General features: G+C 39.8%; 23 protein-coding genes. 12 read left to right on the top strand and 11 right to left on the bottom strand.

The window, feature by feature from the left end; translation table 11 throughout:
* Window positions 1–1,185, top strand: a complete 1,185-nt coding sequence (locus G9371_RS09310) for an iron-containing alcohol dehydrogenase (RefSeq protein ID WP_029424795.1) — start codon at window positions 1–3, stop codon at window positions 1,183–1,185.
* Window positions 1,186–1,450: 265 nt separating this feature from the next.
* Complete coding sequence (locus tag G9371_RS09305; RefSeq protein ID WP_000183443.1) at window positions 1,451–2,836, top strand: APC family permease; 1,386 nt, start codon at window positions 1,451–1,453, stop codon at window positions 2,834–2,836.
* 39 nt (window positions 2,837–2,875) lie between these two features.
* Here G9371_RS09305 and G9371_RS09300 read toward each other — a convergent pair whose 3' ends face one another.
* Window positions 2,876–3,436: a flavodoxin family protein gene (locus G9371_RS09300; RefSeq protein WP_000071875.1), complete on the bottom strand. Its 561-nt coding sequence runs from the start codon at window positions 3,434–3,436 to the stop codon at window positions 2,876–2,878.
* A gap of 116 nt (window positions 3,437–3,552) precedes the next feature.
* Between G9371_RS09300 and G9371_RS09295 the strand changes: the two genes are divergently transcribed.
* Window positions 3,553–3,933 carry a winged helix-turn-helix transcriptional regulator gene (locus G9371_RS09295; RefSeq protein WP_001001259.1) on the top strand — a complete coding sequence of 127 codons (381 nt, stop codon included), beginning with the start codon at window positions 3,553–3,555 and terminating at the stop codon, window positions 3,931–3,933.
* Window positions 3,934–3,982: 49 nt separating this feature from the next.
* Here the strand turns inward: G9371_RS09295 and G9371_RS09290 are convergent, their stop codons facing one another.
* From G9371_RS09290 to rplU, 7 genes are all read right to left on the bottom strand, one after another.
* Window positions 3,983–4,456, bottom strand: a complete 474-nt coding sequence (locus G9371_RS09290; RefSeq protein ID WP_000582207.1) for a tRNA (cytidine(34)-2'-O)-methyltransferase — start codon at window positions 4,454–4,456, stop codon at window positions 3,983–3,985.
* A gap of 76 nt (window positions 4,457–4,532) precedes the next feature.
* Window positions 4,533–5,906, bottom strand: coding sequence for a siroheme synthase CysG (cysG, locus tag G9371_RS09285; RefSeq protein WP_000350915.1), 1,374 nt, complete (start codon window positions 5,904–5,906; stop codon window positions 4,533–4,535).
* Window positions 5,907–5,973: 67 nt separating this feature from the next.
* Window positions 5,974–7,245: a serine--tRNA ligase gene (serS, locus tag G9371_RS09280; RefSeq protein WP_029424796.1), complete on the bottom strand. Its 1,272-nt coding sequence runs from the start codon at window positions 7,243–7,245 to the stop codon at window positions 5,974–5,976.
* 118 nt (window positions 7,246–7,363) lie between these two features.
* Window positions 7,364–8,152: an RsiV family protein gene (locus G9371_RS09275; RefSeq protein ID WP_001177773.1), complete on the bottom strand. Its 789-nt coding sequence runs from the start codon at window positions 8,150–8,152 to the stop codon at window positions 7,364–7,366.
* A gap of 127 nt (window positions 8,153–8,279) precedes the next feature.
* Window positions 8,280–8,975, bottom strand: coding sequence for an outer membrane lipoprotein chaperone LolA (lolA, locus tag G9371_RS09270; protein ID WP_001056757.1), 696 nt, complete (start codon window positions 8,973–8,975; stop codon window positions 8,280–8,282).
* Window positions 8,976–9,215: 240 nt separating this feature from the next.
* Window positions 9,216–9,473: a 50S ribosomal protein L27 gene (gene rpmA / locus G9371_RS09265; RefSeq protein WP_000201632.1), complete on the bottom strand. Its 258-nt coding sequence runs from the start codon at window positions 9,471–9,473 to the stop codon at window positions 9,216–9,218.
* Window positions 9,474–9,491: 18 nt separating this feature from the next.
* Window positions 9,492–9,803 (bottom strand): 50S ribosomal protein L21, encoded by a 312-nt coding sequence (gene rplU / locus G9371_RS09260; RefSeq protein WP_000271409.1) that lies wholly within the window; start codon window positions 9,801–9,803, stop codon window positions 9,492–9,494.
* A gap of 96 nt (window positions 9,804–9,899) precedes the next feature.
* Here rplU and G9371_RS09255 point away from each other — a divergent pair, with 96 nt between their 5' ends.
* From G9371_RS09255 to G9371_RS09215, 9 genes are all read left to right on the top strand, one after another.
* Window positions 9,900–10,199 carry a hypothetical protein gene (locus G9371_RS09255; protein ID WP_000667115.1) on the top strand — a complete coding sequence of 100 codons (300 nt, stop codon included), beginning with the start codon at window positions 9,900–9,902 and terminating at the stop codon, window positions 10,197–10,199.
* Between the two features lie 47 nt (window positions 10,200–10,246).
* On the top strand, window positions 10,247–11,224 hold the full coding sequence (gene sdsA / locus G9371_RS09250) for an All-trans-nonaprenyl-diphosphate synthase (RefSeq protein ID WP_000234083.1): 978 nt from the start codon (window positions 10,247–10,249) through the stop codon (window positions 11,222–11,224).
* A 14-nt stretch (window positions 11,225–11,238) separates the two neighbouring features.
* The gene (locus G9371_RS09245; protein ID WP_000547886.1) at window positions 11,239–13,299 is read left to right on the top strand and encodes a site-specific recombinase; all 2,061 of its coding nucleotides are present in this window, start codon (window positions 11,239–11,241) and stop codon (window positions 13,297–13,299) included.
* A 184-nt stretch (window positions 13,300–13,483) separates the two neighbouring features.
* The gene (locus G9371_RS09240) at window positions 13,484–14,110 is read left to right on the top strand and encodes a phosphatase PAP2 family protein (RefSeq protein ID WP_029424797.1); all 627 of its coding nucleotides are present in this window, start codon (window positions 13,484–13,486) and stop codon (window positions 14,108–14,110) included.
* 24 nt (window positions 14,111–14,134) lie between these two features.
* Window positions 14,135–15,385 carry a multidrug efflux RND transporter periplasmic adaptor subunit AdeI gene (gene adeI / locus G9371_RS09235; RefSeq protein ID WP_000986589.1) on the top strand — a complete coding sequence of 417 codons (1,251 nt, stop codon included), beginning with the start codon at window positions 14,135–14,137 and terminating at the stop codon, window positions 15,383–15,385.
* A gap of 12 nt (window positions 15,386–15,397) precedes the next feature.
* Entirely contained in the window at window positions 15,398–18,574 is a 3,177-nt protein-coding gene (gene adeJ / locus G9371_RS09230; RefSeq protein WP_000046678.1) for a multidrug efflux RND transporter permease subunit AdeJ, read from the top strand.
* Window positions 18,574–20,028: a multidrug efflux RND transporter outer membrane channel subunit AdeK gene (gene adeK, locus G9371_RS09225; RefSeq protein ID WP_001174793.1), complete on the top strand. Its 1,455-nt coding sequence runs from the start codon at window positions 18,574–18,576 to the stop codon at window positions 20,026–20,028. The genes adeJ and adeK overlap by 1 nt, the downstream gene beginning before the upstream one ends.
* A gap of 109 nt (window positions 20,029–20,137) precedes the next feature.
* Window positions 20,138–20,488 (top strand): YbjQ family protein, encoded by a 351-nt coding sequence (locus G9371_RS09220; RefSeq protein ID WP_000927242.1) that lies wholly within the window; start codon window positions 20,138–20,140, stop codon window positions 20,486–20,488.
* Window positions 20,489–20,495: 7 nt separating this feature from the next.
* Complete coding sequence (locus tag G9371_RS09215; protein WP_000369287.1) at window positions 20,496–20,930, top strand: YbjQ family protein; 435 nt, start codon at window positions 20,496–20,498, stop codon at window positions 20,928–20,930.
* Here the strand turns inward: G9371_RS09215 and G9371_RS09210 are convergent.
* The 3 genes from G9371_RS09210 to G9371_RS09200 are packed head-to-tail and all read right to left on the bottom strand — an operon-like array spanning window position 20,927 to window position 22,925.
* Window positions 20,927–21,361 carry a nuclear transport factor 2 family protein gene (locus G9371_RS09210; RefSeq protein WP_000371755.1) on the bottom strand — a complete coding sequence of 145 codons (435 nt, stop codon included), beginning with the start codon at window positions 21,359–21,361 and terminating at the stop codon, window positions 20,927–20,929. The two genes, G9371_RS09215 and G9371_RS09210, sit on opposite strands and share 4 nt — an antisense overlap.
* 54 nt (window positions 21,362–21,415) lie before the next feature.
* Window positions 21,416–22,222, bottom strand: a complete 807-nt coding sequence (locus tag G9371_RS09205; RefSeq protein ID WP_001086059.1) for an SDR family NAD(P)-dependent oxidoreductase — start codon at window positions 22,220–22,222, stop codon at window positions 21,416–21,418.
* 25 nt (window positions 22,223–22,247) lie between these two features.
* The gene (locus G9371_RS09200) at window positions 22,248–22,925 is read right to left on the bottom strand and encodes a hypothetical protein (RefSeq protein ID WP_029424798.1); all 678 of its coding nucleotides are present in this window, start codon (window positions 22,923–22,925) and stop codon (window positions 22,248–22,250) included.
* Between the last annotated feature and the right edge of the window lie 181 nt (window positions 22,926–23,106).

Genomic DNA, 23,106 nt, shown 5'->3' with positions numbered 1-23,106 from the left:
ATGGCTAAACCATATTACGAATTCTTTTGTCCTGTAAAAGTCATTGCCGGTAATGCTGCTTTAGAACATATTCCGTTTGAACTTGCGACTTTAGGTGCAAAACGCCCTCTTATCATTACCGATAAAGGTGTTCGTGCAAATGGCTTGTTAAACCCTATTGAAGCTGCTTTTAGCACAACTGATGCAGTCATTGGTCATGTTTTTGATGATGTTCCACCAGACTCAAGCCTTGAAGTTGTTCGACTTGCCGCGGAAGCTTATCGCACAAATAAATGTGATGCGATTATTGCTGTGGGTGGTGGTTCTGTTATCGATACCTCTAAAGCAACTAACATTTTAGTATCAGAAGGTGGAGATGATCTTCTTCAATATTCTGGTGCACACAACCTACCAAAACCATTAAAACCATTTTTCGTCATCCCGACTACATCAGGTACGGGATCTGAAGTGACCATGGTTGCTGTTGTGTCTGATACACAAAAGAATGTTAAATTGGCATTTGCTTCATATTACTTAATGCCACATGCTGCGATTTTAGATCCACGCATGACATTAACTTTACCACCTCACTTAACTGCAATGACGGGTATGGATGCGTTAACACATTGTGTTGAAGCATACACCTGTATGGCAGCCAACCCACTCAGCGATGCCTATGCAAGTGCAGGTATTAAAAAGATTAGCGAAAATCTATTTAATGTCTTAGAAAATCCAAATGACACACAAGGTCGTTTAGAACTTGCACAAGCTTCTACAATGGCAGGTATCGCATTCTCTAACTCGATGGTAGGCCTTGTACACTCATTAGGACATGCATTAGGTGCAGTTGCTCACCTGCCCCACGGGCTGTGCATGAACTTATTCTTACCTTATGTGCTTGAGTACAATAAACAAGTCAATGGTCAGAAAATTGGCGAGTTGCTATTACCACTTGCAGGTGCCGATATTTATGCCCAGACTCCTGCTACTCAGCGTGCAGACAGAGCAATCGCAACTATTTTAGCAATGCGTGATCGTTTATTTAGGTTAACCAAATTACCACGTACCTTACGTGAAACAGGTAAAGTTACTGAAGCACAGCTTGATGAAGTGGCAGAGAAAGCACTAAATGATGGCTCAATTATTTATAATCCTAAAGAAGCAAGCTTAAAAGATCTAAGAGAGATCTTACAAAAAGCTTGGTAAGTTAAGATTTAGATATCTAAAGCAAAAAGCTAAAGGTCTGATTTTTATGATAAATCAGACCTTTTTTATATCTATGAATTTTTATTCATCATTTTCTTTGGAAATATGGCAAAAAATTTGCTAAAAAATCCACGAAAGTACTGACAATTTGCATCAATTTAGGATAGATTGGCGCACTTTATCTTTTATGTAGGGGGGATCGTTCGTCTCAAACGATCCTTAACACCAAGCTGATCCTTGATCAACGATTATGAGGATAACGCCGTTGACAAACTTATCTGGGACTAAACCAACAGCTAAACTTCAAAAGAATCTTGTGCTTTGGCACATCATTATTATTGGTTTAGCTTATATTCAGCCATTAACTTTATTTGATACTTTTGGTTTAGTATCAGAACGAAGTGGTGGTCATGTACCTACTTCTTATATCTTTGCCTTAGTTGCAATTTTATTGACGTCGATCAGTTATGGACACATGATCAAACGCTATCCTTCTTCAGGATCAGCATATACCTACGCCCAAAAGTCAATTCACCCTAATGTTGGTTTTATGGTGGGTTGGTCATCTTGGCTAGACTATTTACTTTCACCACTCGTCAATATCATTTTGGCCGATATTTATTTAAGAGCTTTGTTTCCAGAAGTAAATAATTGGCTATGGGTTATTGGCTTAACTGCATTAATGACTGTGATTAACTTATTTGGCGCACGCTTTGTCGCGCGTTTTAACAGTACAATTGTAGTTATTCAACTTGGTGTTATTTTTTACTTTGTTTATCAAGTATATATTCTCCTTACCCAAGGCGTATATGCTGATGGTACGCTTAATCCCGATAAAGCCGAATTATGGTCATTAACTCCTTTTTGGAATGATATGACTTCTATTAGTGCTTTGATTGGTGGTGCAACAGTACTGTGCTTTTCTTTTACAGGTTTTGATGCTTTATCTTCACTTGCAGAAGAAACTAAAGATGCTGAAAAAACGCTTCCAAAAGCGATTTTCTCAACAGCATTACTTGCAGGTATTATTTTTATTGTAAGCACTTACTTTATCCAGTTGTATTTCCCTAGCAACCCAAACATCTATTTTAAACCATTAGATGAATCACAACCTGTTATGGTTGCAGCAATTGGCAGCATTGCATTTAAAACATTAGTTTTATATTTTGCTGTAGTTGCAGTAATGGCATCCGGTATTTCAGCACATGCTGGTGTATCTCGCTTAATGTATGTAATGGGTCGTGATGGGGTTATCAATAAAAAGTTGTTTGGTCATATTAGCCCAAGATTGCATACTCCGACTTACAACATTCTTATTGTTGGTGTGGTTGCATTATCTGCTGGCTTTTTAGACCTTGAACATATTGTTAACTTAATTAGTTTCGGGGCCTTAACTGCTTTTAGTTTTGTAAACTTCTCGGTGATTTCGCGCTACGCGCTGAGAGATGGTAAAAACAAATCTATCAAAGATATTATTAATTACATTATTGTACCAACGCTTGGCTTTGCTAGTGTGTTCTTAATGTGGTTAGAAATTGACAAGCTTGCTTTGCAAATTGGCTTAGCTTGGGCAGTGTTTGGGGTAGGTTATCTTGCCTATAAAACCAAAGGCTTTAAATATAATGCTCCTCAACATAATGAGCATGAATAATAAAAAAGGCGCTTAAAAGCGCCTTTTTTTATGGACTCATTAACCATATATTTTATTTACAATGGCTTGTACACGTTTTGCATAAACTTTAGCTGTTTCCAAATCCCCTGTTGGGACTTCATCTACACTTGCATCCGAAGGCGATTGAACTAAAAGCCCTACCGAACCGCCTAAGTTGTTTACATCTTCACGTGTTGCATCTTTTGTATTTGCTGGCAATAAACCCAGACTCACCCAAATGCCACCATGCTGTGATGCTAAAGTTTGCAGCTGGATAAGCGTAACTTGTTTATCCCCATTTAAACTTGCACTATTCGTAAAGCCTGCAAATACTTTATCTTGCCAACCACGTGTGAACCAAACCTTTGAAGTTGCATCAGCAAATTTTTTAAATTGCCATGGTGCTGTACCCATATAAGTCGGCGCACCAAACACAATACCTTTTGCATTATTCAATGTTTCCCAATCTTGCTCAGTGATATTACCTTCCTGATCAATCTGGATAAGTTGAGCATTAATTTCATTAGCAAAAGTTTCAGCCACTACTTTAGTGTGGCCATAACCTGAGAAATATACAACCGCAATATTAGAATTAGACATGGAAGAAAACCTATGTTTTATTAAATTCCATTTAATGATATATTTTAGATACTAGGTGTCAATTAGTTACCATTTGGTAACTATCCCATTTTTTTAGAAAAGAGAGGGTAAATTAGATGAATGAATGTCTAAAATATAATATTTTTCAACAACATTGCCCTGCTCGACTGTTCTTTGAAAAAATTGCAGACAAATGGGTTTTACTCATCTTAAATATTCTTGAGCATGAAACTCAGCACTTCAACTTACTTAAAAAAAATATTGAAGGGATTTCACCTAAAGTCTTGTCTCAAAAGTTAAAAATGTTAGAGAGAGACGGTTTTATCGAACGAAAAATTCAGGATACTTCCCCTATTCGTGTCGATTATTCCCTCACGCCACTTGGGCAAAATGTAGCTGCTATGGCGTATCAGTTAAAAGAGTGGGCTGAAACTAATATTGAGCAAGTTTTAGCAGCCCAAATCATCTATGACGAAAAAATACTAGAACAAGCTTAAATAAAAATAAGGCCACTAAGGGCCTTATTTTTATTCAGTACTTAAGAAATTAACCTAATTTTTTAAAGCCTTGCTGACGCCATGCTTCATATACAATTACGGCAGTTGCATTAGATAAGTTTAAACTTCTTGAGTTTTCTGCCATTGGTAAACGAATCCATTGTTCTTGAGGGAACATCAGACGAACATGTTCAGGCAAGCCACGTGTTTCTGGCCCCATCAATAAAGCCACAGGTCTATTTAAATCAACTGTATGAGGCGTAGCAGAACCTTTCGTAGTTAAAGGAAAAACATGCTCAACACCTTTTGCTTTTAAGTCCGCAAGACAAAGCTCTATGTTGTCCCAAATTTGCATTCTTGCCCATTCATGATAATCAAGCCCTGCACGTTTAAGCTTTTTATCATCCAGTTCAAAGCCTAAAGGCTTAACTAAATGCAATTGAGCGCCTGTATTCGCGCATAGACGAATAATATTACCTGTATTAGCAGGAATCTCAGGCTCGTATAGAACAACATGAATCACTTAATTACTCACTTAAATTACTTATTGGTTAGCTCAGGCAATAATTACATCTCTTTTGCAGATATCAATAAGCCTACTAATTCCACTGTAACTGTTCACGCAAACGTACAACCTCACCAATAATTGTGAGTGTCGGCGCATGAATTTGATGTTCTGTCACTTTAGATGCAATATCAGCAAGTGACCCCACCACAACCTTCTGTTCAGGTGTCGTACCCTTTGAAATTAATGCAACTGGCATATCTGGACGTTGTCCATGCGCAATCAACTGCTCACAAATACGCTCTAATCCCACCAACCCCATATACAGTACTAATGTCTGGTTTTCGTATACCAGCTCATTCCACGGTAACTCAGGAGAACCTTCTTTTAGATGGCCTGTAAGAAAGCGGACACTCTGGGCATAATCACGATGGGTAAGCGGAATACCTGCATAAGCTGAACAACCTGACGCAGCAGTAATACCGGGAACAACTTGAAATGGGACGCCAGCTTGGAATAATTCTTGGATCTCTTCGCCACCACGGCCAAAAATAAAAGGGTCTCCCCCTTTTAAACGACAAACACGTTTACCTTTTTTCGCGTAGTCAACCAATAATGCATTAATACCTTCTTGAGGAACACTATGGTTAGAACGCGCTTTACCAACATATATTTTTGTTGCGTCTCGACGGCACAATTCTAAAATAGGTGCAGAAACAAGACGGTCATAAATGACCACATCAGCTTGCTGCATTAAACGTAAAGCTTTTAAAGTAATGAGTTCAGGATCACCTGGACCTGCACCCACCAAATAAACCTCGCCTTTAGGTGCTTTCCACTCCTGCAGTGCTTGTTCAAGCATGCTATCGGCAACATCTAGATTGTCATTAAAAACTTGTTCTTTTAAGGGGCTCGCATACAAGTTTTCCCAAAATATACGGCGCTCATCTGGATTAGAAATTTTTTCTTTAACCTGATTGCGCCATTTTCCTGAAAACTCAGCTAACTTGCCCATGCCATGTGGAATAGAGGTTTCTAACTGTGTACGGATTTGACGAGATAGAACAGGAGATGTTCCATTTGAGGCCACAGAAACAATTAATGGAGATCGATCAATAATCGCAGGCACCATAAAACGACAATGTGGAATATCATCGACGCTATTTACAAGTAAATTGCGTGCTTCACACTGCTCAAAAACTGTTTTATTTACTTCTGCATCATTGGTCGCTGCAATAACTAAACGATAGGGTGTACTTAAAAATTTTTCAGCAAAAGCTTCAATAAACGGCTCGCCGCCTGTTGTTTTAATTAATTGCAGAAGCTGATCTTCAATTGCAGGAGCAACAACATCAATTATTGCTCCTGCCTTAGCTAATAAGGTTGCCTTGCGTAAAGCAATATGCCCTCCGCCCACAATCAGACAACGTTGCTGCTGCAACTTCAAAGAGATTGGAAAAATATCCACCTTAAACCTCTACATCAATCATCTGACTATGTTTAAGCAAAAACCGTGCACAATTTAGATGCAAAGCTTAATCAATAAACGTTGCACCACCCATATATGGGCGTAATACTTCTGGAATCTCAATTGAACCGTCTTCGCGTTGGTAGTTTTCCATTACTGCAAGTAAAGTACGCCCAACAGCAAGGCCTGAACCATTTAGAGTGTGCACCAATTCGGTCTTCTTCTGATCCATACGGTAGCGTGCCTTCATACGACGTGCCTGGAAATCACCCATATTAGAGCAGCTTGAAATTTCACGATAAGTATTTTGGCTTGGAACCCAAACTTCTAAGTCATAAGTTTTAGTCGCACCGAAGCCCATATCACCACCACAGAGCAAAATTTTGCGGTAAGGCAAACCAAGTGCCTGTAAAATGCCCTCAGCATGTGCAGTAAGCTCTTCAAGTGCCTGCATAGATGTTTCAGGCTTAACGATTTGCACCATTTCAACTTTATCAAATTGGTGCTGACGAATTAAACCACGTGTATCACGACCATAAGAACCTGCTTCACTACGGAAACATGGAGTATGAGCCGCATATTTTAATGGTAAGCGATCTGCATCAATAATTTCATCACGGACAAAGTTAGTGACTGGAACTTCTGCTGTAGGGATGAGGTAGTATTCTTTTTCACCTTGAAGTTTAAATAAATCTTCTTCAAATTTTGGTAACTGACCTGTCCCACGTAATGAATCAGCATTTACCAAATAAGGCACATACGCTTCAGTATAACCATTTTTTAAAGTATGGGTATCGAGCATGAACTGAGTTAAAGCACGTTGTAGACGCGCTAAAGGCCCCTTCAACACACTAAAACGTGAGCCTGTGAGTTTAGTGGCAGTTTCAAACTCTAGTCCGCCCATCCACTCGCCTAAATCAGTATGATCTTTGATTTCAAAATCGAACTGACGAGGTGTACCCCATTTTGAGATTTCAACGTTATCATTTTCATCTTTACCAGCTGGCACAGATTCGTCCGGCAAGTTAGGAATGCTAAGCGCTTTTTGCTCAATCTCGTTTTGTAGCTCTGATAAAGCAACTTCGGCAGCTTTAATTTCATCACCAATGGCTTGCATACGTGCCATGATTTCAGAAGCATCACCACCGGATTTTTTAATCTGACCCACTTGTTTAGCACCGGCATTTCGCTCTGCCTGTAACTTTTCAGTTTTTGATTGCAAGTCTTTACGGTGAGTCTCTAAAGATGCCCATTCTTGAACATCTAACTGAACACCACGTTTTGCCAAAGCTGCATTAACGACTTCAATATTATTTCTGAGTAACTTAGGGTCGATCATAATCAATCATAATATGGGTAAAAAACTGGCTATAGTGTAAGCCCTTAACACTAAAAAATATAGTGATCATCTTCATAACGAATAGCTTTCACACAATTCTTAGAATAGATCTTATATTTTATAAGTTATAGTTCGGTACACTCGGTAAATACTCAGGTTTAATATATTTAGCTGCTTCAAAATATGGCAAGGTTAATTCAGACATACCTTCGGCATAAGAAGCTAATTCATAAATTGGATAGACAAAAACAATCCCATTTGCACCATAGTAGAAATTATCACTTAATTGCAGTTTTTCGCGGCTAATATTGTGCTCTTGAAGCCAATTAGTATTTGCATCAAAAAGTGCATCAACCAACTGTTTTTCAACATCTGGCTTAATAAGTTCTTCAACGGTAATGTGTTTTTTATTTAACAAGTCAAAATTTACAAACTCTTGATGTGACATACCATGTGCTGCCCCCGCAGAGTATGAATATGTCTGGAATGCAAAGGTTGCAAGGTTATAATTTTGCCCTAAATAACGGACATAGATTGCACTCTGACTTGAGCTCGGTTCCCCTTCCGGTACCTCAACAGGTTTATCAGCCAAATTTGCAAAAGCATTCGGGTCTGCTTTCTTTATACGGTTCGTAAAATAATCATTAATCCATTTTTGATTGGTTTGTACGGTCTGAAAATCATATTCAGTGCAACCGTCTTCAAGACAAACTTTAGGTTTTGGCAGCTTTACCGGAACAACTTTTGCTTGAATGACAGGGACTTCAGCTTGCTTTTGCTCTTTTACTGAAGCACTAGAAGCCGGTTGTTCATCTTTAGCTGTAGATTTTGGCTGACAACCGCTCACCGCAACCATGGCAGCTAACATTGGAAGAATGAAAATAGTTTTTTTATCGTAAAGTTGCATGTTAATCCCCGTAAACTCACTCCTACCACTATACAAAGCGTAAGTTTAAGACGGGGTTAAAAAATGTATCTAGGCTTGATATATAAAAAGAAAGCCATCGTAAAGATGGCTTTCTAAATCATCAGACTTATTGATCAATAATATCGGTACCTTTCGGAGGCGTAAAATTGAAAGTTGAAGCCGGAATTGAGGCATTTACTTTAACATTCTTGAAACGAACATAAGTCGTTTGACCTAAAGAATCTTGCAATACCATGAGTGTAGGTGCTTTGTTGGCACCAAAACTAATCGTTAAGCTTTGGAAAGCTCCATCTTCTTTTTTAGGGAATAAAGTGAAATATAACTTAGATTTATCTGGCTGAGTTACTCGGTAAGACTTCATGATTTGGTTAGTATTACCAGAGAGTAATAAAGCCGGTGTATCAGCGACTTGATCATCTAGGCTTTGGCGCACAGCCTGTTGTAGATCAGGGTCATAAATCCAGACTGTTTTTCCACTTGTTACAATAGTTTGCTTAGAGGGACTTACAGTTTCCCAATAAAATTTCCCCGGACGTTCAACTTTCATTGAACCTTTAAATGTCTGGTTCATATGCTGAGCACTTAAGCCTTTTTTCTGTGCTACAGTTTTTGTATTCGCTTTCGTTGTTTGTTCAAAATCGGCAGTCAAACGCTGTAAGCCTGATAACTGATTTACCAAGTTCCCAATTGCCTGTTGCTCCGGTGCTGCTACGGGTGCAGCGAACGCTGTAGTACTCATTACAGGAGCAAGCACTGAGGCGCTGAGTGTAATAGCACACATGGTTTTACGAAGCATATTCATGTCATCACCTTTTTAGTTGCTGTAAGATAACTTGTTAGCCTTTCAATTAATCCAGCTAAACAAGCTCTTCATTCAAGACTTATATTAACCGACAAACTTTGTGCTAATCATTGAGAAAATAAGATATTTTGTTATGTTATTCATGTTGTTTGTAGAATTTCATTCATCATCATGAAGACAATATTGATGTATTTCCATAAAAAAAGCCCACAAAATGTGGGCTTTTTCTTAAGCTAAAACTTAAACAGTTTCAACTTTTACGTAGCGACGGCCAAATTGACCTTTCACTTCGAATTTTACTACGCCGTCAGCAGTAGCAAATAAAGTATGGTCACGGCCCATACCAACATTTGCACCAGCGTGGAATTCAGTACCACGTTGACGAACGATGATGTTACCAGCAGTTACAGTTTGGCCACCGTAAACTTTAACACCTAACATTTTTGGGTTTGAATCACGACCGTTCTTCGTCGATCCACCGGCTTTTTTAGTTGCCATGTCTCTTACTCCTCGTGATTAGCCTGAAATACCAGTAATTTTCAACTCAGTGAACCATTGACGGTGACCTTGTTGTTTACGGTAGTGTTTACGACGACGCATTTTGATGATGCGGATTTTGTCGTGACGACCATGACCAATCACTTCTGCAGTTACTTTAGCGCCAGCTACAACTGGAGCACCGATTTGAATGTTGTCACCGTTTACAACCATTAATACATCATCAAATGTAATAGTTGCGCCAGATTCAGCCTTCAATAATTCAACTTTAAGGGTTTCACCCTCAACTACACGGTGCTGTTTACCACCGCTTTGGATTACTGCGTACATAACGTACTCCAATCAGCCCGTGTCGTCGTGCCGATAAAGGGATATATCGATCTTAAAACGAACGCCACTGGGGTTATACAAGGCGACAGATTTTAAGTGAAATTTGATCAAACGACAAGTGCTTTATCTTTAACTAAGCAACAGAAGCCATCATTCTTACATAATAAAAATAGCTTCAATTTGATTTTAGTACTTTTCATTGATTCTGAATGGAATTTAAAATACAGTTCCAAACACAACTTGCAACAAGAACAAGCTGTATTCATGTTGACGTTATTAAAATTTATTGTTTTGTCGGAAACACATGGTTTTGCCGAAATAAAGAACAAAGAACTCTTCATGAACATACAAATGATTAATATCAATTGCTTGTTTCCCTGTTTAATGCACTTTTAATTGATACACTAACGCCACTTATCTACCAATACGGGGTTTTTCTTCATATGGTCATCGATTTTAAGCAAGACATTCTCGCTCCTGTTGCTACAGACTTTGCTGCGATGGATCACTTGATTAATGAAGGAATTAGCTCAAAAGTCGGCTTGGTCATGTCAGTGAGTAAACATGTAGTTGAAGCTGGCGGCAAACGTATGCGCCCAATCATGTGTTTACTTGCAGCACGCGCTTGCGGCCTCGACAATATGCAAAATGCACAGCGTCTGGCAGCTATTATTGAAATGCTTCATACCGCAACTTTAGTGCATGATGATGTAGTTGATGAATCTGGACTTCGCCGTGGTCGCCCTACTGCAAATGCAACATGGAACAATCAAACGGCCGTATTGGTTGGTGACTTCCTTATTGCCCGCGCTTTTGACCTTTTGGTTGATTTAAACAACATGACCTTATTAAAAGACTTCTCAACAGGTACATGTGAAATTGCTGAAGGTGAGGTATTACAGCTCCAATCTCAGCATCAACCGGATACAACCGAAGAAACATATTTAAAAATTATTCACGGGAAAACTTCTCGTTTATTTGAACTTGCAACCGAAGGTGCGGCTATTTTGGCAGGACAAGAAACTTACCGCGAACCTTTAAGATTATTTGCAGGTCATTTCGGAAATGCATTCCAGATTATTGACGATATTTTAGACTACACTTCAGATGCTGAAACATTAGGTAAAAATATTGGTGATGATTTAATGGAAGGTAAACCGACTTTACCGTTAATTTCAGCATTAGCACATTCAACCGGTGAAGAGCATGCCATTATCAGACGCAGTATTGCGACTGGTGGTGTTGACCAATTACCTAAAGTGATTGAAATTGTGCAAAAGTCTGGTGCTTTAGACTATTGCCAGCGCCGTGCCCAAGAAGAAACAGAAGCAGCACTGCAAGCCTTATCAATCTTGCCTGATACACCTTATCGTCAAGCGTTGATTAATTTAACTCGGCTTGCATTACATCGAATACAGTAGATATTATTTTGCCTATGCATATAAATTTTTCAGAACATTTTTTTAAAATCCAGAAACAGCTTGAAAACCCTCAAGCTGTTATTGACGAAAATATTCTCATTGACCTAGTCAATGCTTTACGGCCATCCGATCCTCAAGATACGGATGAAATAGAGCAAAAAATACAAGCCTTTATTGATAGCCTATTACTTACTCCTACCGCTCCAGCCCTTTTACAAACCTTTTTATTACGCCTCATTAATCAATATAAGCAAGTCAGCTTATATGCAGATAGCGGTATTTTGTCTTTAGATGGTTTCTGGAACCAGCTTGGGCAAAGACTTGGCGGCCATTTTCTGCCACTTATTGAAGATGCAAGCCAGCTTAAAATTCTGATTGGAAAAATTTTCTATTTAGAAAGTGATTCAATCTGGTTAAACAATGTCGATGACAAGGATTGGGCAACTTTATTCGGACTTATTGGGCAAAGTAATAGTAATGTCGATGAAAAGCATGCCATTCAGCGAGAAATGATTAAGGCGATTACTGTCTTATCTTACCGTATTAGTGGTATTGGTCTTTATCCTGAATTTATTAACGCTCAACCTGAATTAACCGAATATGAATCGCCATTTTTGGTACAAAACCGTGAAATTATTGAGTTTATAGAGAAGTACAAAAAACAGGATATTTCTAGCAACGACATTGCTGTGCTTCCACCTCCTGATGCCTCTCAAGCATTTGTAATGCTAGAGCAGTGTCGAGACGTCGTTTTAAAAATACGCCGAGCGACCAAAAGAATTGGTGTAAGTTTAAGTTTGACCTATCTTTTGTCTTTACTTGAACAGTGTTTAGATCGGATTGAATTATTACTCTATCTAGTTGTAGACGATAGCGAGGGACGCTACGTTTCTTTAGGAAACTTAATTTCAGACTTAACTAAAGCACATTATAGTGAAAAAAGTGTCCGCTCGTTACTCAGCACGACCAGTGAGCTTATTGCCTTTCAAGTCACAGAGAATGCAAGCCGTACTGGCGAACACTATGTAAGTACAGACACCAAAGGCTTTTGGGGCATGTATAAAGCCGCTGCTGGTGCAGGTGTGATTATTGCCTGTATGGCCTCATTAAAAATTCTTGCTGCACGTATGACTATGGCTCCGCTCATGCAAGCCTTTACGTTCAGTATGAACTATTCACTTGGCTTTATTCTGATTCATGTATTGCACTTTACTGTTGCAACAAAACAACCCGCAATGACAGCCGCTGCCCTCGCTGCAACTGTACAGCAACGTAAAGGCTCTAAAACTGCACAAATTGCAGAATTAGCCGCACTTATTATCAATATTATTCGAACTCAGTTTATTGCTATTTTAGGTAATATCTCGATTGCAATTCCTACTGCCGCTCTTATTACCTTTGCTTGGCAGTTCTATCTTGATGAGCCTTTATTAACTCATACCAAGGCAACTTATCTATTACATAGCCTAAACCCTTTTACCTCATTAGCCGTTCCGCATGCAGCGATTGCTGGGGTGTGTTTGTTTTTATCTGGCCTAATTGCGGGCTACTTCGACAACATGGCAGTTTATAGAAAAGTAGGACCCCGTTTAAAAGCACATCGACGTTTAAGAAACTTATTTGGACAAGAACGCCTGAACCGTTTTGCAGAATATATTGAACGTAATTTAGGGGCGCTCGCAGGTAATTTCCTATTTGGCGTAATGTTAGGAAGTATGGGAACAATTGGCTTTATTTTGGGCCTACCTCTAGACATTCGTCACATTGCCTTTGCGTCAGCGAACTTCATTCAAGGTTTAATGACTATTAATGGTAGTCCTGATATTGGCTTGATTATAGTTTCATTTTTAGGCGTACTCTGTATTGGTCTCACCAACTTATTTGTGAGTTTCACACTCACTATTATTGTGGCATTACGTGCACGTCGAGTTCGCTTTGAACAATGGAAGCCATTAGCCAAACTGGTCATGACCCATTTTCTTACCCGACCAAGTGACTTCTTCTGGCCACCGAAACAGCCTCTAGAATTAGAAGAAAATGCCCAAGCCAATAGTGGAAAAAAAGCAGAACATTAAATGTTTTGCTTTGTACACAAAATGTGATGTCCGTCAATTTTGTTGTGATTGTTTTTCCAAATGTTAAAAAAATTTCAAAATGAATTTACGATGATCTATCAGGCTTGAAAAAAAGTGTACTGGCAAGTACACTTTCAACGGCGTTCAATAGTGAAAAACTATATGAATAAGCAAAGGTGTGTTTATGCCCTATCTATTGCTTTGTATTGGTTGCGTTTTTTTAGGATTAGGTGTTCTTGGTCTTTGTGTACCAAGTCTTCAATCTTTGGACTTGCTCACCGTTCAAACATTGAGTCACCATCGTTTAGATTATCTTAATAGTATAACCACCTTTCTTGCACGCGTAGGCGGCATGCCTTTTGTATGTTTTTTATCCTTTCTAGTATGTATATATTTTGCATGGTATAAAAAATATATTACTGTTATTTTCATTAGCTTGGGAGTTATTGGCAGTATCACCATGGGTTGGCTGCTCAAGTGGTGTGTTAACCGGCCTAGACCTCCTGAGGCATATCATATTGTTGAAAGTTACGGTGCATCGTTCCCAAGTGCACATAGTGTTTATGCATCAACACTGGCTTGTCTGGCAATGATTATGTTATGCCATAAGCACAACATTAACTCTCCTTATATTGTTTTGATCTCCTGTCTTTGGTTTGTGTGTATGGGGCTTTCAAGAATATATGCAGGAGTTCATTTCCCAACAGACGTACTCGCTGGTTGGGGCATTGGTTTTATTTGGATTGCACTGCTTTGGCTCTGGTTATTACAAACACAAAGTAGGTTAAGTAGAAAACAAATATATTTTTAGATTTTATCTAAACGAGGTGGAACAATGATGTCGGCTAAGCTTTGGGCACCAGCCCTTACTGCTTGCGCATTAGCAACAAGTATCGCGCTTGTTGGTTGTAGCAAAGGCTCCGATGAGAAACAGCAAGCTGCTGCTGCTCAGAAAATGCCGCCTGCAGAAGTAGGTGTTATTGTTGCTCAACCACAAAGTGTTGAACAAAGCGTTGAGCTTTCAGGCCGTACTTCAGCATATCAAATTTCTGAAGTTCGTCCTCAGACAAGTGGCGTGATTTTAAAACGCTTATTTGCTGAAGGAAGCTATGTTCGTGAAGGTCAGGCGCTTTATGAGCTCGACTCTAGAACGAACCGTGCAACGTTAGAAAATGCAAAAGCATCACTCCTACAACAACAGGCAAATCTAGCTTCACTACGTACCAAGTTAAATCGTTATAAACAACTTGTTTCTAGTAATGCTGTGTCTAAACAGGAATATGATGACTTACTTGGTCAAGTCAATGTTGCAGAAGCACAAGTTGCAGCAGCTAAGGCTCAAGTAACAAATGCAAATGTAGATCTTGGTTATTCTACAATTCGCTCTCCTATTTCTGGCCAATCTGGTCGTTCTTCAGTAACGGCTGGTGCTTTGGTTACTGCAAACCAGACTGACCCGTTGGTAACGATTCAACAGTTAGATCCTATCTATGTTGATATTAATCAGTCTAGTGCTGAGTTATTGCGTTTACGTCAACAACTAAGTAAAGGCAGTTTAAATAACAGTAACAACACGAAAGTAAAATTAAAGCTTGAAGATGGTTCTACCTATCCAATCGAAGGGCAACTTGCTTTCTCTGACGCTTCTGTAAACCAAGATACAGGAACAATTACATTACGTGCCGTATTCTCTAACCCGAATCATTTATTGCTTCCGGGTATGTATACCACTGCGCAAATTGTTCAGGGCGTTGTTCCAAATGCTTACCTGATTCCTCAAGCTGCCATTACTCGTTTACCTACAGGACAAGCTGTAGCGATGCTTGTTAATGCTAAAGGGGTTGTTGAGAGTCGTCCTGTTGAAACCTCTGGTGTTCAAGGACAAAACTGGATTGTGACTAACGGCTTAAAAGCCGGCGATAAAGTCATTGTTGATGGTGTTGCCAAAGTTAAAGAAGGGCAAGAAGTATCAGCAAAACCTTATCAAGCTCAACCAGCAAACTCTCAAGGTGCAGCACCAAATGCTGCGAAACCGGCTCAATCAGGTAAACCTCAAGCAGAACAGAAAGCAGCTTCAAATGCATAAGGGGTAGATTGAATGGCACAATTTTTTATTCATCGCCCCATATTTGCGTGGGTGATTGCATTAGTCATTATGTTGGCGGGTATTCTTACGCTAACAAAAATGCCTATTGCACAATATCCAACGATTGCACCACCAACCGTAACGATTGCTGCGACTTATCCTGGTGCATCGGCTGAAACAGTTGAAAATACTGTAACCCAGATCATTGAACAACAAATGAATGGTCTTGATGGCTTACGTTATATTTCATCTAACAGTGCTGGTAATGGTCAGGCATCTATTCAATTAAACTTTGAACAAGGTGTTGACCCTGATATTGCACAGGTTCAAGTTCAAAACAAATTGCAATCTGCAACTGCGCTTTTACCTGAAGATGTACAACGTCAAGGTGTAACAGTTACTAAATCTGGTGCGAGCTTCTTGCAAGTTATTGCATTCTATTCACCAGATAACAACCTGTCAGACTCTGACATTAAAGACTATGTAAACTCGTCAATTAAAGAACCACTTAGCCGTGTTGCCGGTGTTGGTGAGGTACAGGTCTTCGGTGGCTCATACGCAATGCGTATCTGGCTTGATCCAGCTAAATTAACAAGCTATCAACTTACTCCTAGTGATATTGCAACTGCCTTACAAGCGCAGAACTCGCAAGTTGCTGTAGGTCAGTTAGGTGGTGCTCCGGCTGTACAAGGTCAAGTTCTTAACGCAACAGTAAATGCACAAAGCTTATTGCAGACTCCTGAGCAGTTTAAAAATATCTTCTTAAAGAACACAGCATCAGGTGCTGAGGTTCGATTAAAAGATGTTGCTCGCGTAGAATTAGGTTCAGATAACTATCAATTTGACTCGAAGTTTAACGGTAAACCGGCAGCTGGTCTTGCAATTAAAATTGCCACAGGTGCTAACGCACTCGACACAGCCGAAGCAGTTGAACAACGTTTATCTGAACTACGTAAGAACTATCCAACAGGTCTTGCAGATAAACTGGCTTATGACACGACTCCATTTATCCGTCTTTCAATTGAAAGTGTAGTACACACATTAATTGAAGCCGTGATTTTGGTATTCATTGTCATGTTCCTATTCTTACAAAACTGGCGTGCAACGATTATTCCAACGCTTGCAGTTCCAGTAGTTGTATTAGGTACATTTGCGGTCATTAATATCTTTGGCTTCTCAATTAACACCTTAACCATGTTCGCTATGGTATTGGCAATCGGTCTTCTGGTCGACGACGCCATTGTTGTAGTCGAAAACGTTGAACGTGTGATGAGTGAAGACCATACCGATCCGGTTACGGCCACTTCTCGCTCAATGCAGCAGATTTCTGGTGCGTTAGTAGGTATTACCAGCGTATTGACAGCGGTATTCGTACCAATGGCTTTCTTTGGTGGTACAACAGGTGTAATTTACCGCCAGTTCTCGATTACCCTTGTAACTGCAATGGTTCTGTCGTTAATTGTAGCGTTGACGTTCACACCGGCACTTTGTGCAACTATCTTGAAACAGCATGATCCTAATAAAGAACCAAGCAATAATATCTTTGCGCGTTTCTTTAGAAGCTTTAACAATGGTTTTGACCGCATGTCGCATAGCTACCAAAATGGTGTTAGCCGCATGCTTAAAGGCAAAATCTTCTCTGGCGTGCTCTATGCTGTTGTAGTTGCCCTTTTAGTCTTCTTGTTCCAAAAACTCCCGTCTTCATTCTTACCAGAAGAAGATCAGGGTGTGGTCATGACACTTGTACAATTACCACCAAATGCAACGCTTGACCGTACCGGTAAAGTGATTGATACCATGACTAACTTCTTTATGAATGAAAAAGATACCGTGGAATCTATTTTCACTGTTTCTGGTTTCTCATTCACAGGTGTTGGTCAAAACGCGGGTATTGGCTTCGTTAAGTTGAAAGACTGGAGCAAACGTACGACACCAGAAACTCAAATTGGTTCATTGATTCAGCGTGGTATGGCATTAAATATGATCATTAAAGATGCATCATATGTTATGCCGTTACAGCTTCCAGCAATGCCTGAACTTGGTGTAACTGCCGGATTTAACTTGCAGCTTAAAGATTCAAGTGGTCAAGGCCATGAGAAACTGATTGCAGCTCGTAACACGATTTTAGGTTTGGCATCACAAGATAAACGTCTTGTAGGTGTGCGTCCAAACGGTCAGGAAGATACTCCTCAGTATCAAATTAATGTAGATCAGGCTCAAGCTGGTGCTATGGGCGTTAGTATTGCCGAAATCAACAATACAATGCGTATTGCATGGGGTGGCTCATACATTAACGATTTCGTTGACCGTGGTCGTGTGAAAAAAGTTTATGTTCAAGGTGATGCGGGCAGCCGTATGATGCCTGAAGACTTAAATAAATGGTATGTACGTAATAACAAAGGTGAGATGGTTCCATTCTCGGCATTTGCTACAGGCGAATGGACGTATGGTTCTCCACGTCTCGAACGTTATAACGGCGTGTCATCGGTTAACATTCAAGGTACACCTGCACCTGGCGTGAGCTCTGGTGATGCCATGAAAGCAATGGAAGAAATTATTGGTAAGTTACCATCTATGGGCTTACAAGGTTTCGACTATGAATGGACAGGCTTATCACTTGAAGAACGTGAGTCTGGTGCTCAAGCGCCGTTCTTATACGCACTTTCATTGTTAATCGTATTCCTTTGCTTGGCTGCACTATATGAAAGCTGGTCAATTCCGTTCTCGGTTTTACTTGTGGTACCACTTGGTGTCATTGGTGCAATCGTATTGACCTACTTGGGCATGATTATTAAAGGAGATCCAAATCTCTCAAATAACATTTACTTCCAGGTAGCGATTATCGCGGTTATCGGTCTTTCTGCAAAAAATGCGATCTTGATTGTTGAATTCGCAAAAGAATTGCAGGAAAAAGGTGAAGATCTACTTGATGCAACCTTACATGCTGCAAAAATGCGTTTACGTCCAATTATCATGACCACCCTTGCCTTCGGTTTCGGTGTACTTCCACTTGCACTTTCAACAGGTGCTGGTGCAGGAAGTCAGCACTCTGTAGGCTTTGGTGTACTTGGTGGCGTACTCAGCGCGACGTTCTTAGGTATCTTCTTTATCCCTGTATTCTATGTGTGGATTCGTAGTATCTTTAAGTACAAACCAAAAACCATAAACACTCAGGAGCATAAATCGTGATGCAAAAAGTATGGTCTATTTCAGGTCGTAGCATTGCGGTATCTGCACTTGCGCTTGCTTTGGCAGCTTGTCAAAGCATGCGCGGCCCAGAACCAGTCGTGAAAACCGATATACCACAAAGCTATGCATATAACAGCGCTTCTGGTACGTCTATTGCTGAACAGGGTTATAAACAGTTCTTTGCTGACCCGCGTTTGCTTGAAGTGATTGATTTGGCTCTTGCCAATAACCGTGACTTACGTACAGCAACGCTCAATATTGAACGTGCTCAACAGCAATATCAGATTACACAGAACAACCAGCTTCCAACAATCGGAGCAAGTGGTAGTGCAATTCGTCAGGTTTCTCAAAGCCGTGATCCGAATAACCCCTACTCTACTTATCAAGTAGGTTTGGGTGTAACTGCTTATGAGCTAGATTTCTGGGGTCGTGTTCGTAGCCTCAAAGATGCTGCTTTAGATAGTTATCTTGCAACACAAAGTGCTCGTGATTCGACTCAAATCAGTCTGATTAGCCAAGTTGCTCAAGCATGGTTAAATTATTCGTTTGCAACAGCAAACTTAAGACTGGCAGAGCAAACGCTTAAAGCACAGTTAGATTCTTACAATCTCAACAAAAAACGTTTTGATGTAGGTATTGACAGTGAAGTTCCATTACGTCAAGCACAGATTTCTGTAGAAACTGCGCGTAATGATGTAGCGAACTACAAAACTCAAATTGCTCAAGCACAAAACTTGTTGAACTTGCTTGTAGGCCAACCTGTTCCACAAAACTTGTTACCTACACAACCTGTAAAACGCATTGCTCAACAAAATGTGTTTACTGCCGGTTTACCAAGTGACTTGTTAAATAACCGTCCGGATGTAAAAGCTGCTGAATACAACTTAAGCGCTGCGGGTGCGAATATCGGTGCTGCAAAAGCACGTTTATTCCCAACCATTAGCTTAACGGGTTCGGCTGGTTATGCATCAACTGACTTAAGTGATCTATTTAAGTCTGGTGGTTTTGTATGGTCAGTTGGTCCAAGCTTAGATTTACCAATCTTTGACTGGGGTACACGCCGTGCCAATGTAAAAATTTCTGAAACTGATCAGAAAATTGCATTGTCTGATTATGAAAAATCAGTTCAGTCGGCTTTCCGTGAAGTTAATGACGCGCTTGCAACTCGTGCCAACATTGGTGAGCGTTTAACAGCTCAGCAACGTCTAGTAGAAGCGACTAACCGCAACTACACACTTTCTAATGCCCGCTTCCGTGCTGGTATTGATAGTTACTTGACTGTTCTTGATGCGCAGCGTTCTTCATATGCAGCTGAACAAGGTTTGTTATTGCTTCAACAAGCAAACTTAAACAACCAAATCGAGTTATACAAAACTCTAGGTGGTGGTTTAAAAGCAAATACTTCAGATACAGTGGTACACCAACCATCTAGTGCTGAACTTAAAAAGCAATAAGTTTTAAATCACTTTCTTATAAAAGCTCACTTCGGTGGGCTTTTTTATTGCAACTCATCTGAATATTTTTTATCTTGAAAGCTTAAGAAATTTAGATTGATAAAAAACAATGTTATTAAGTAATTTAGAAAGTGTTCCAGGCCATCAAATTTTAAAGCAGCTTGATGTTGTTTACGGGAGTACCGTCCGTAGTAAGCATGTGGGTCGCGACTTGATGGCAAGTTTAAAAAATATTGTAGGTGGTGAACTTACGGGTTATACCGAATTATTAGAAGAATCTCGACAAGAGGCTATGCAACGTATGATTGCAAAAGCCCAGCAACTTGGTGCCAATGCAATTGTCGGTATTCGTTTTTCTACCTCAAATATTGCCCAAGGTGCTTCTGAATTATTTGTATATGGCACAGCAGTAGTTGTGCAGCCTCAAGCACCTCATCTACCCGATCCATTTAGTGCATAGGTAGAAAATGGACAATCTTATTTTTCAGCTTGTTATTTTTCTCATTCTTTTCAGTATTGGTTGGGCTTTTGGCCGCCATATTGAACGAAAACATTTAAATGAACTTCTAGAAAAAGAGCAACAATTTGCCCATATCAGAATTGATACCAATCGTTTTGCCACAAGTGATCAGTTAGGCCATTTTATTAGCAGTAATGTAGTTATTTCGCATGACTACTTTAAATATGTACTGGCCTCTATAAAAAATATTTTAGGCGGTCGGCTGACCAGTTATGAAAGTATTGTTGAACGTGCTCGCCGCGAGGCGATTGTACGACTAAAACAACAAGCTCAAAGTGTCGGTGCCAATCACATTATGGGAGTTCGGCTGAGTACAACCGAACTGGGTATGCAAGGTGGAATGGTAGAGGTATTTGCCTATGGAACAGCAGTCAAAGATTAACACTGCCCCATAGCAGAAAAATGTATACGCGGATTGCCAATATTTTTAGTTAAGTGTTGGCAAATTCCGGTAATTTTCCATATGCCCTGTTGTTTTGCCAAAGTAAAATAATAGCGACCAAAAGAATGAAAATAATCATTTTCCGAAAAACGATAAATTTGATAATTACATTCTAACCATGCTTGGTCTTGTTCAATCCGAATAAGAGGATTGCTTAAATTGTGCTGTAGCCGCAAATGTGACAAAGCTTGTTGCCGTGAACCTTTATATTCATGACAAGACACTACACATAAAGGCTCCCCTCTAAACTGCAAATAATCCACCTCAAGTTGATCGGCCAACAACTCATCAAACGCATCCCAATTTTTCTGGTCAAAAACCAATTGAAAACGCGTAATGACCTCTAAAATACGATGGTAGTCTTGATCCATGGTGAACCTTCTATGCGGGTTTTTCCATCAATTTAGCACGGCGAAATCTTTTTTTTATTTCACTTTTGTTTTCCGGATCATTTTATAAAGTAGTTTCGGTGACATACGGGAAACCATCACGCCTAATTTTTCTTTAGTACCGCCCACTACAATATATTCCTGTCCTTGCATTAATGCCTTAACTGACTGTTCTGCAAAAACATCGGCCTCTAGTCCATTTTCGATTGCTTCATCTTGGTGGCCTTGAGGTTGCCCTGCACCATTTAGTGCATTAAACGAAACATTAGTTTTTACAAAGCCCGGGAAAATAACCGAAACTTCAACACCCTGATCGGCAACTTCGGCACGTAAACTGTTAGCCCACATGTGAATAGCAGCTTTAGCAGCCGAATAACTGGCACGGTACTGCGTACCTAAAAGCCCTGCTACACTAGAGACAAATACGACTCGGCCAGACTTTTGTTTTAGCATGGTCGGTAATACGGTTTTAGTTAACGCGACTTGTGAGAAATAATCGACTTCCATAATGGCCCGTTCTGTTGCCATTGTGGTGTCTTGAATAAGAGCACGTTGACTTAAACCCGCATTATTAATAAGCCAGTCAATTCGTCCTTTTGCTTTTAAAATCTGCTCATAAGCCTCTTGAACTTGCTCTTGATTGGTAATGTCTGCAACTACCGACAAGTGCTGATCCGGATGGAGTAAACCAACGCGAACTTCTTCCAACTCTTCAAAGCGACGCGAAGTTAAAATCACTTGAGCACCTTGCAAAGCAAACTCACCAGCTAAAGCTTTACCTAAACCGGAAGAGGCTCCCGTAATCCACACTACTTTATTTTGCAAAGTATCAAGTTTGGCCATTTTAACTTCCTATTATCTTTTTAAATTATGCTGCTTGATGCATGAAGGCCAAAAAGTGGTTGATATAGTGAGTTGCGGTCGTTTGATCAACCTGCGTCCCCAATTTTTCCAAACGTTTATAGCCCAAATGCGTTGTCATATTAATGACCCCATTTAGGGTTTTATCGACAACCAAATTAAATTTTAAACGTTTTTTAGGTTCACGTACTAGGCTTGTTACACCTAAATCCACAATTTGAATCAAGGTCTGAAAAGCTTTTTCTACGCTTTGCATATTGCCCGCGCGTATTTGTTCCGTCAGCGTTTGGGCCTGTTGTACAAGTTGAGGTGTGATCGGGTATGTAATATAAACCTCTTGCTCACGTTCTTTCATGAGTGAGGTCATATAATCAACTAAAGGTAAAAGTCGTTCATTACCGAAAAAAGAGACTGACCAAGGCATATATTTTCGGAAAGTATCTAAAATTTGCTGAAGAACTTTCTCGGACTCATACCGCTGTTTTTGAGTCATAGTAGAGTTGTCTTGCTCATCCTTTAACAATACAGAGAAAACTTGCTCAATAATTTCACACGACAAATCAGAAAGAACATCCCCCAATACTTTCGACTGGCTTTCTCTTACCCCAGCATGTAATTTCTCTCGAATTGAAGCAAACTGGGTATAGGTTGAATCGGAAATCTTAAAAAAAACTTTGTAGCTCATGTGTCGCATCCCTTTTCAATTCTTTTGTAATTTTTCTGCCGTGCCGCTACACGATTAAATTGTGATCCATGCTTCATAAATCTACCGTTTTTTGAAAAAAATACAAAACCGTTTATCTGTTTTCAGCACATTAATTTCGAGGCAATTTTTTGCTACAATAGATGCAATTTTTTATGCATAT

Source organism: Acinetobacter sp. EKM10A (genome assembly GCF_011075215.1).
GTDB classification, from domain to species: domain Bacteria; phylum Pseudomonadota; class Gammaproteobacteria; order Pseudomonadales; family Moraxellaceae; genus Acinetobacter; species Acinetobacter baumannii.
The sequence above is the reverse complement of the archived record's forward strand: the minus strand, read 5'-3'. Positions and strand labels throughout refer to the sequence as shown.

What these genes read in the sequence shown, in the direction of transcription:
- G9371_RS09310 (WP_029424795.1), top strand. Translation starts at nt 1, where the DNA reads ATGGCTAAACCATATTACGAATTCTTTTGTCCTGTAAAAGTCATTGCC.
- G9371_RS09300 (WP_000071875.1), bottom strand. Translation starts at nt 3,436, where the DNA reads ATGTCTAATTCTAATATTGCGGTTGTATATTTCTCAGGTTATGGCCAC.
- G9371_RS09295 (WP_001001259.1), top strand. Translation starts at nt 3,553, where the DNA reads ATGAATGAATGTCTAAAATATAATATTTTTCAACAACATTGCCCTGCT.
- serS (WP_029424796.1), bottom strand. Translation starts at nt 7,245, where the DNA reads ATGATCGACCCTAAGTTACTCAGAAATAATATTGAAGTCGTTAATGCA.
- G9371_RS09275 (WP_001177773.1), bottom strand. Translation starts at nt 8,152, where the DNA reads ATGCAACTTTACGATAAAAAAACTATTTTCATTCTTCCAATGTTAGCT.
- lolA (WP_001056757.1), bottom strand. Translation starts at nt 8,975, where the DNA reads ATGAATATGCTTCGTAAAACCATGTGTGCTATTACACTCAGCGCCTCA.
- rpmA (WP_000201632.1), bottom strand. Translation starts at nt 9,473, where the DNA reads ATGGCAACTAAAAAAGCCGGTGGATCGACGAAGAACGGTCGTGATTCA.
- rplU (WP_000271409.1), bottom strand. Translation starts at nt 9,803, where the DNA reads ATGTACGCAGTAATCCAAAGCGGTGGTAAACAGCACCGTGTAGTTGAG.
- sdsA (WP_000234083.1), top strand. Translation starts at nt 10,247, where the DNA reads ATGGTCATCGATTTTAAGCAAGACATTCTCGCTCCTGTTGCTACAGAC.
- G9371_RS09245 (WP_000547886.1), top strand. Translation starts at nt 11,239, where the DNA reads ATGCATATAAATTTTTCAGAACATTTTTTTAAAATCCAGAAACAGCTT.
- G9371_RS09240 (WP_029424797.1), top strand. Translation starts at nt 13,484, where the DNA reads ATGCCCTATCTATTGCTTTGTATTGGTTGCGTTTTTTTAGGATTAGGT.
- adeI (WP_000986589.1), top strand. Translation starts at nt 14,135, where the DNA reads ATGATGTCGGCTAAGCTTTGGGCACCAGCCCTTACTGCTTGCGCATTA.
- adeJ (WP_000046678.1), top strand. Translation starts at nt 15,398, where the DNA reads ATGGCACAATTTTTTATTCATCGCCCCATATTTGCGTGGGTGATTGCA.
- adeK (WP_001174793.1), top strand. Translation starts at nt 18,574, where the DNA reads ATGCAAAAAGTATGGTCTATTTCAGGTCGTAGCATTGCGGTATCTGCA.
- G9371_RS09220 (WP_000927242.1), top strand. Translation starts at nt 20,138, where the DNA reads ATGTTATTAAGTAATTTAGAAAGTGTTCCAGGCCATCAAATTTTAAAG.
- G9371_RS09215 (WP_000369287.1), top strand. Translation starts at nt 20,496, where the DNA reads ATGGACAATCTTATTTTTCAGCTTGTTATTTTTCTCATTCTTTTCAGT.
- G9371_RS09210 (WP_000371755.1), bottom strand. Translation starts at nt 21,361, where the DNA reads ATGGATCAAGACTACCATCGTATTTTAGAGGTCATTACGCGTTTTCAA.
- G9371_RS09205 (WP_001086059.1), bottom strand. Translation starts at nt 22,222, where the DNA reads ATGGCCAAACTTGATACTTTGCAAAATAAAGTAGTGTGGATTACGGGA.
- G9371_RS09200 (WP_029424798.1), bottom strand. Translation starts at nt 22,925, where the DNA reads ATGAGCTACAAAGTTTTTTTTAAGATTTCCGATTCAACCTATACCCAG.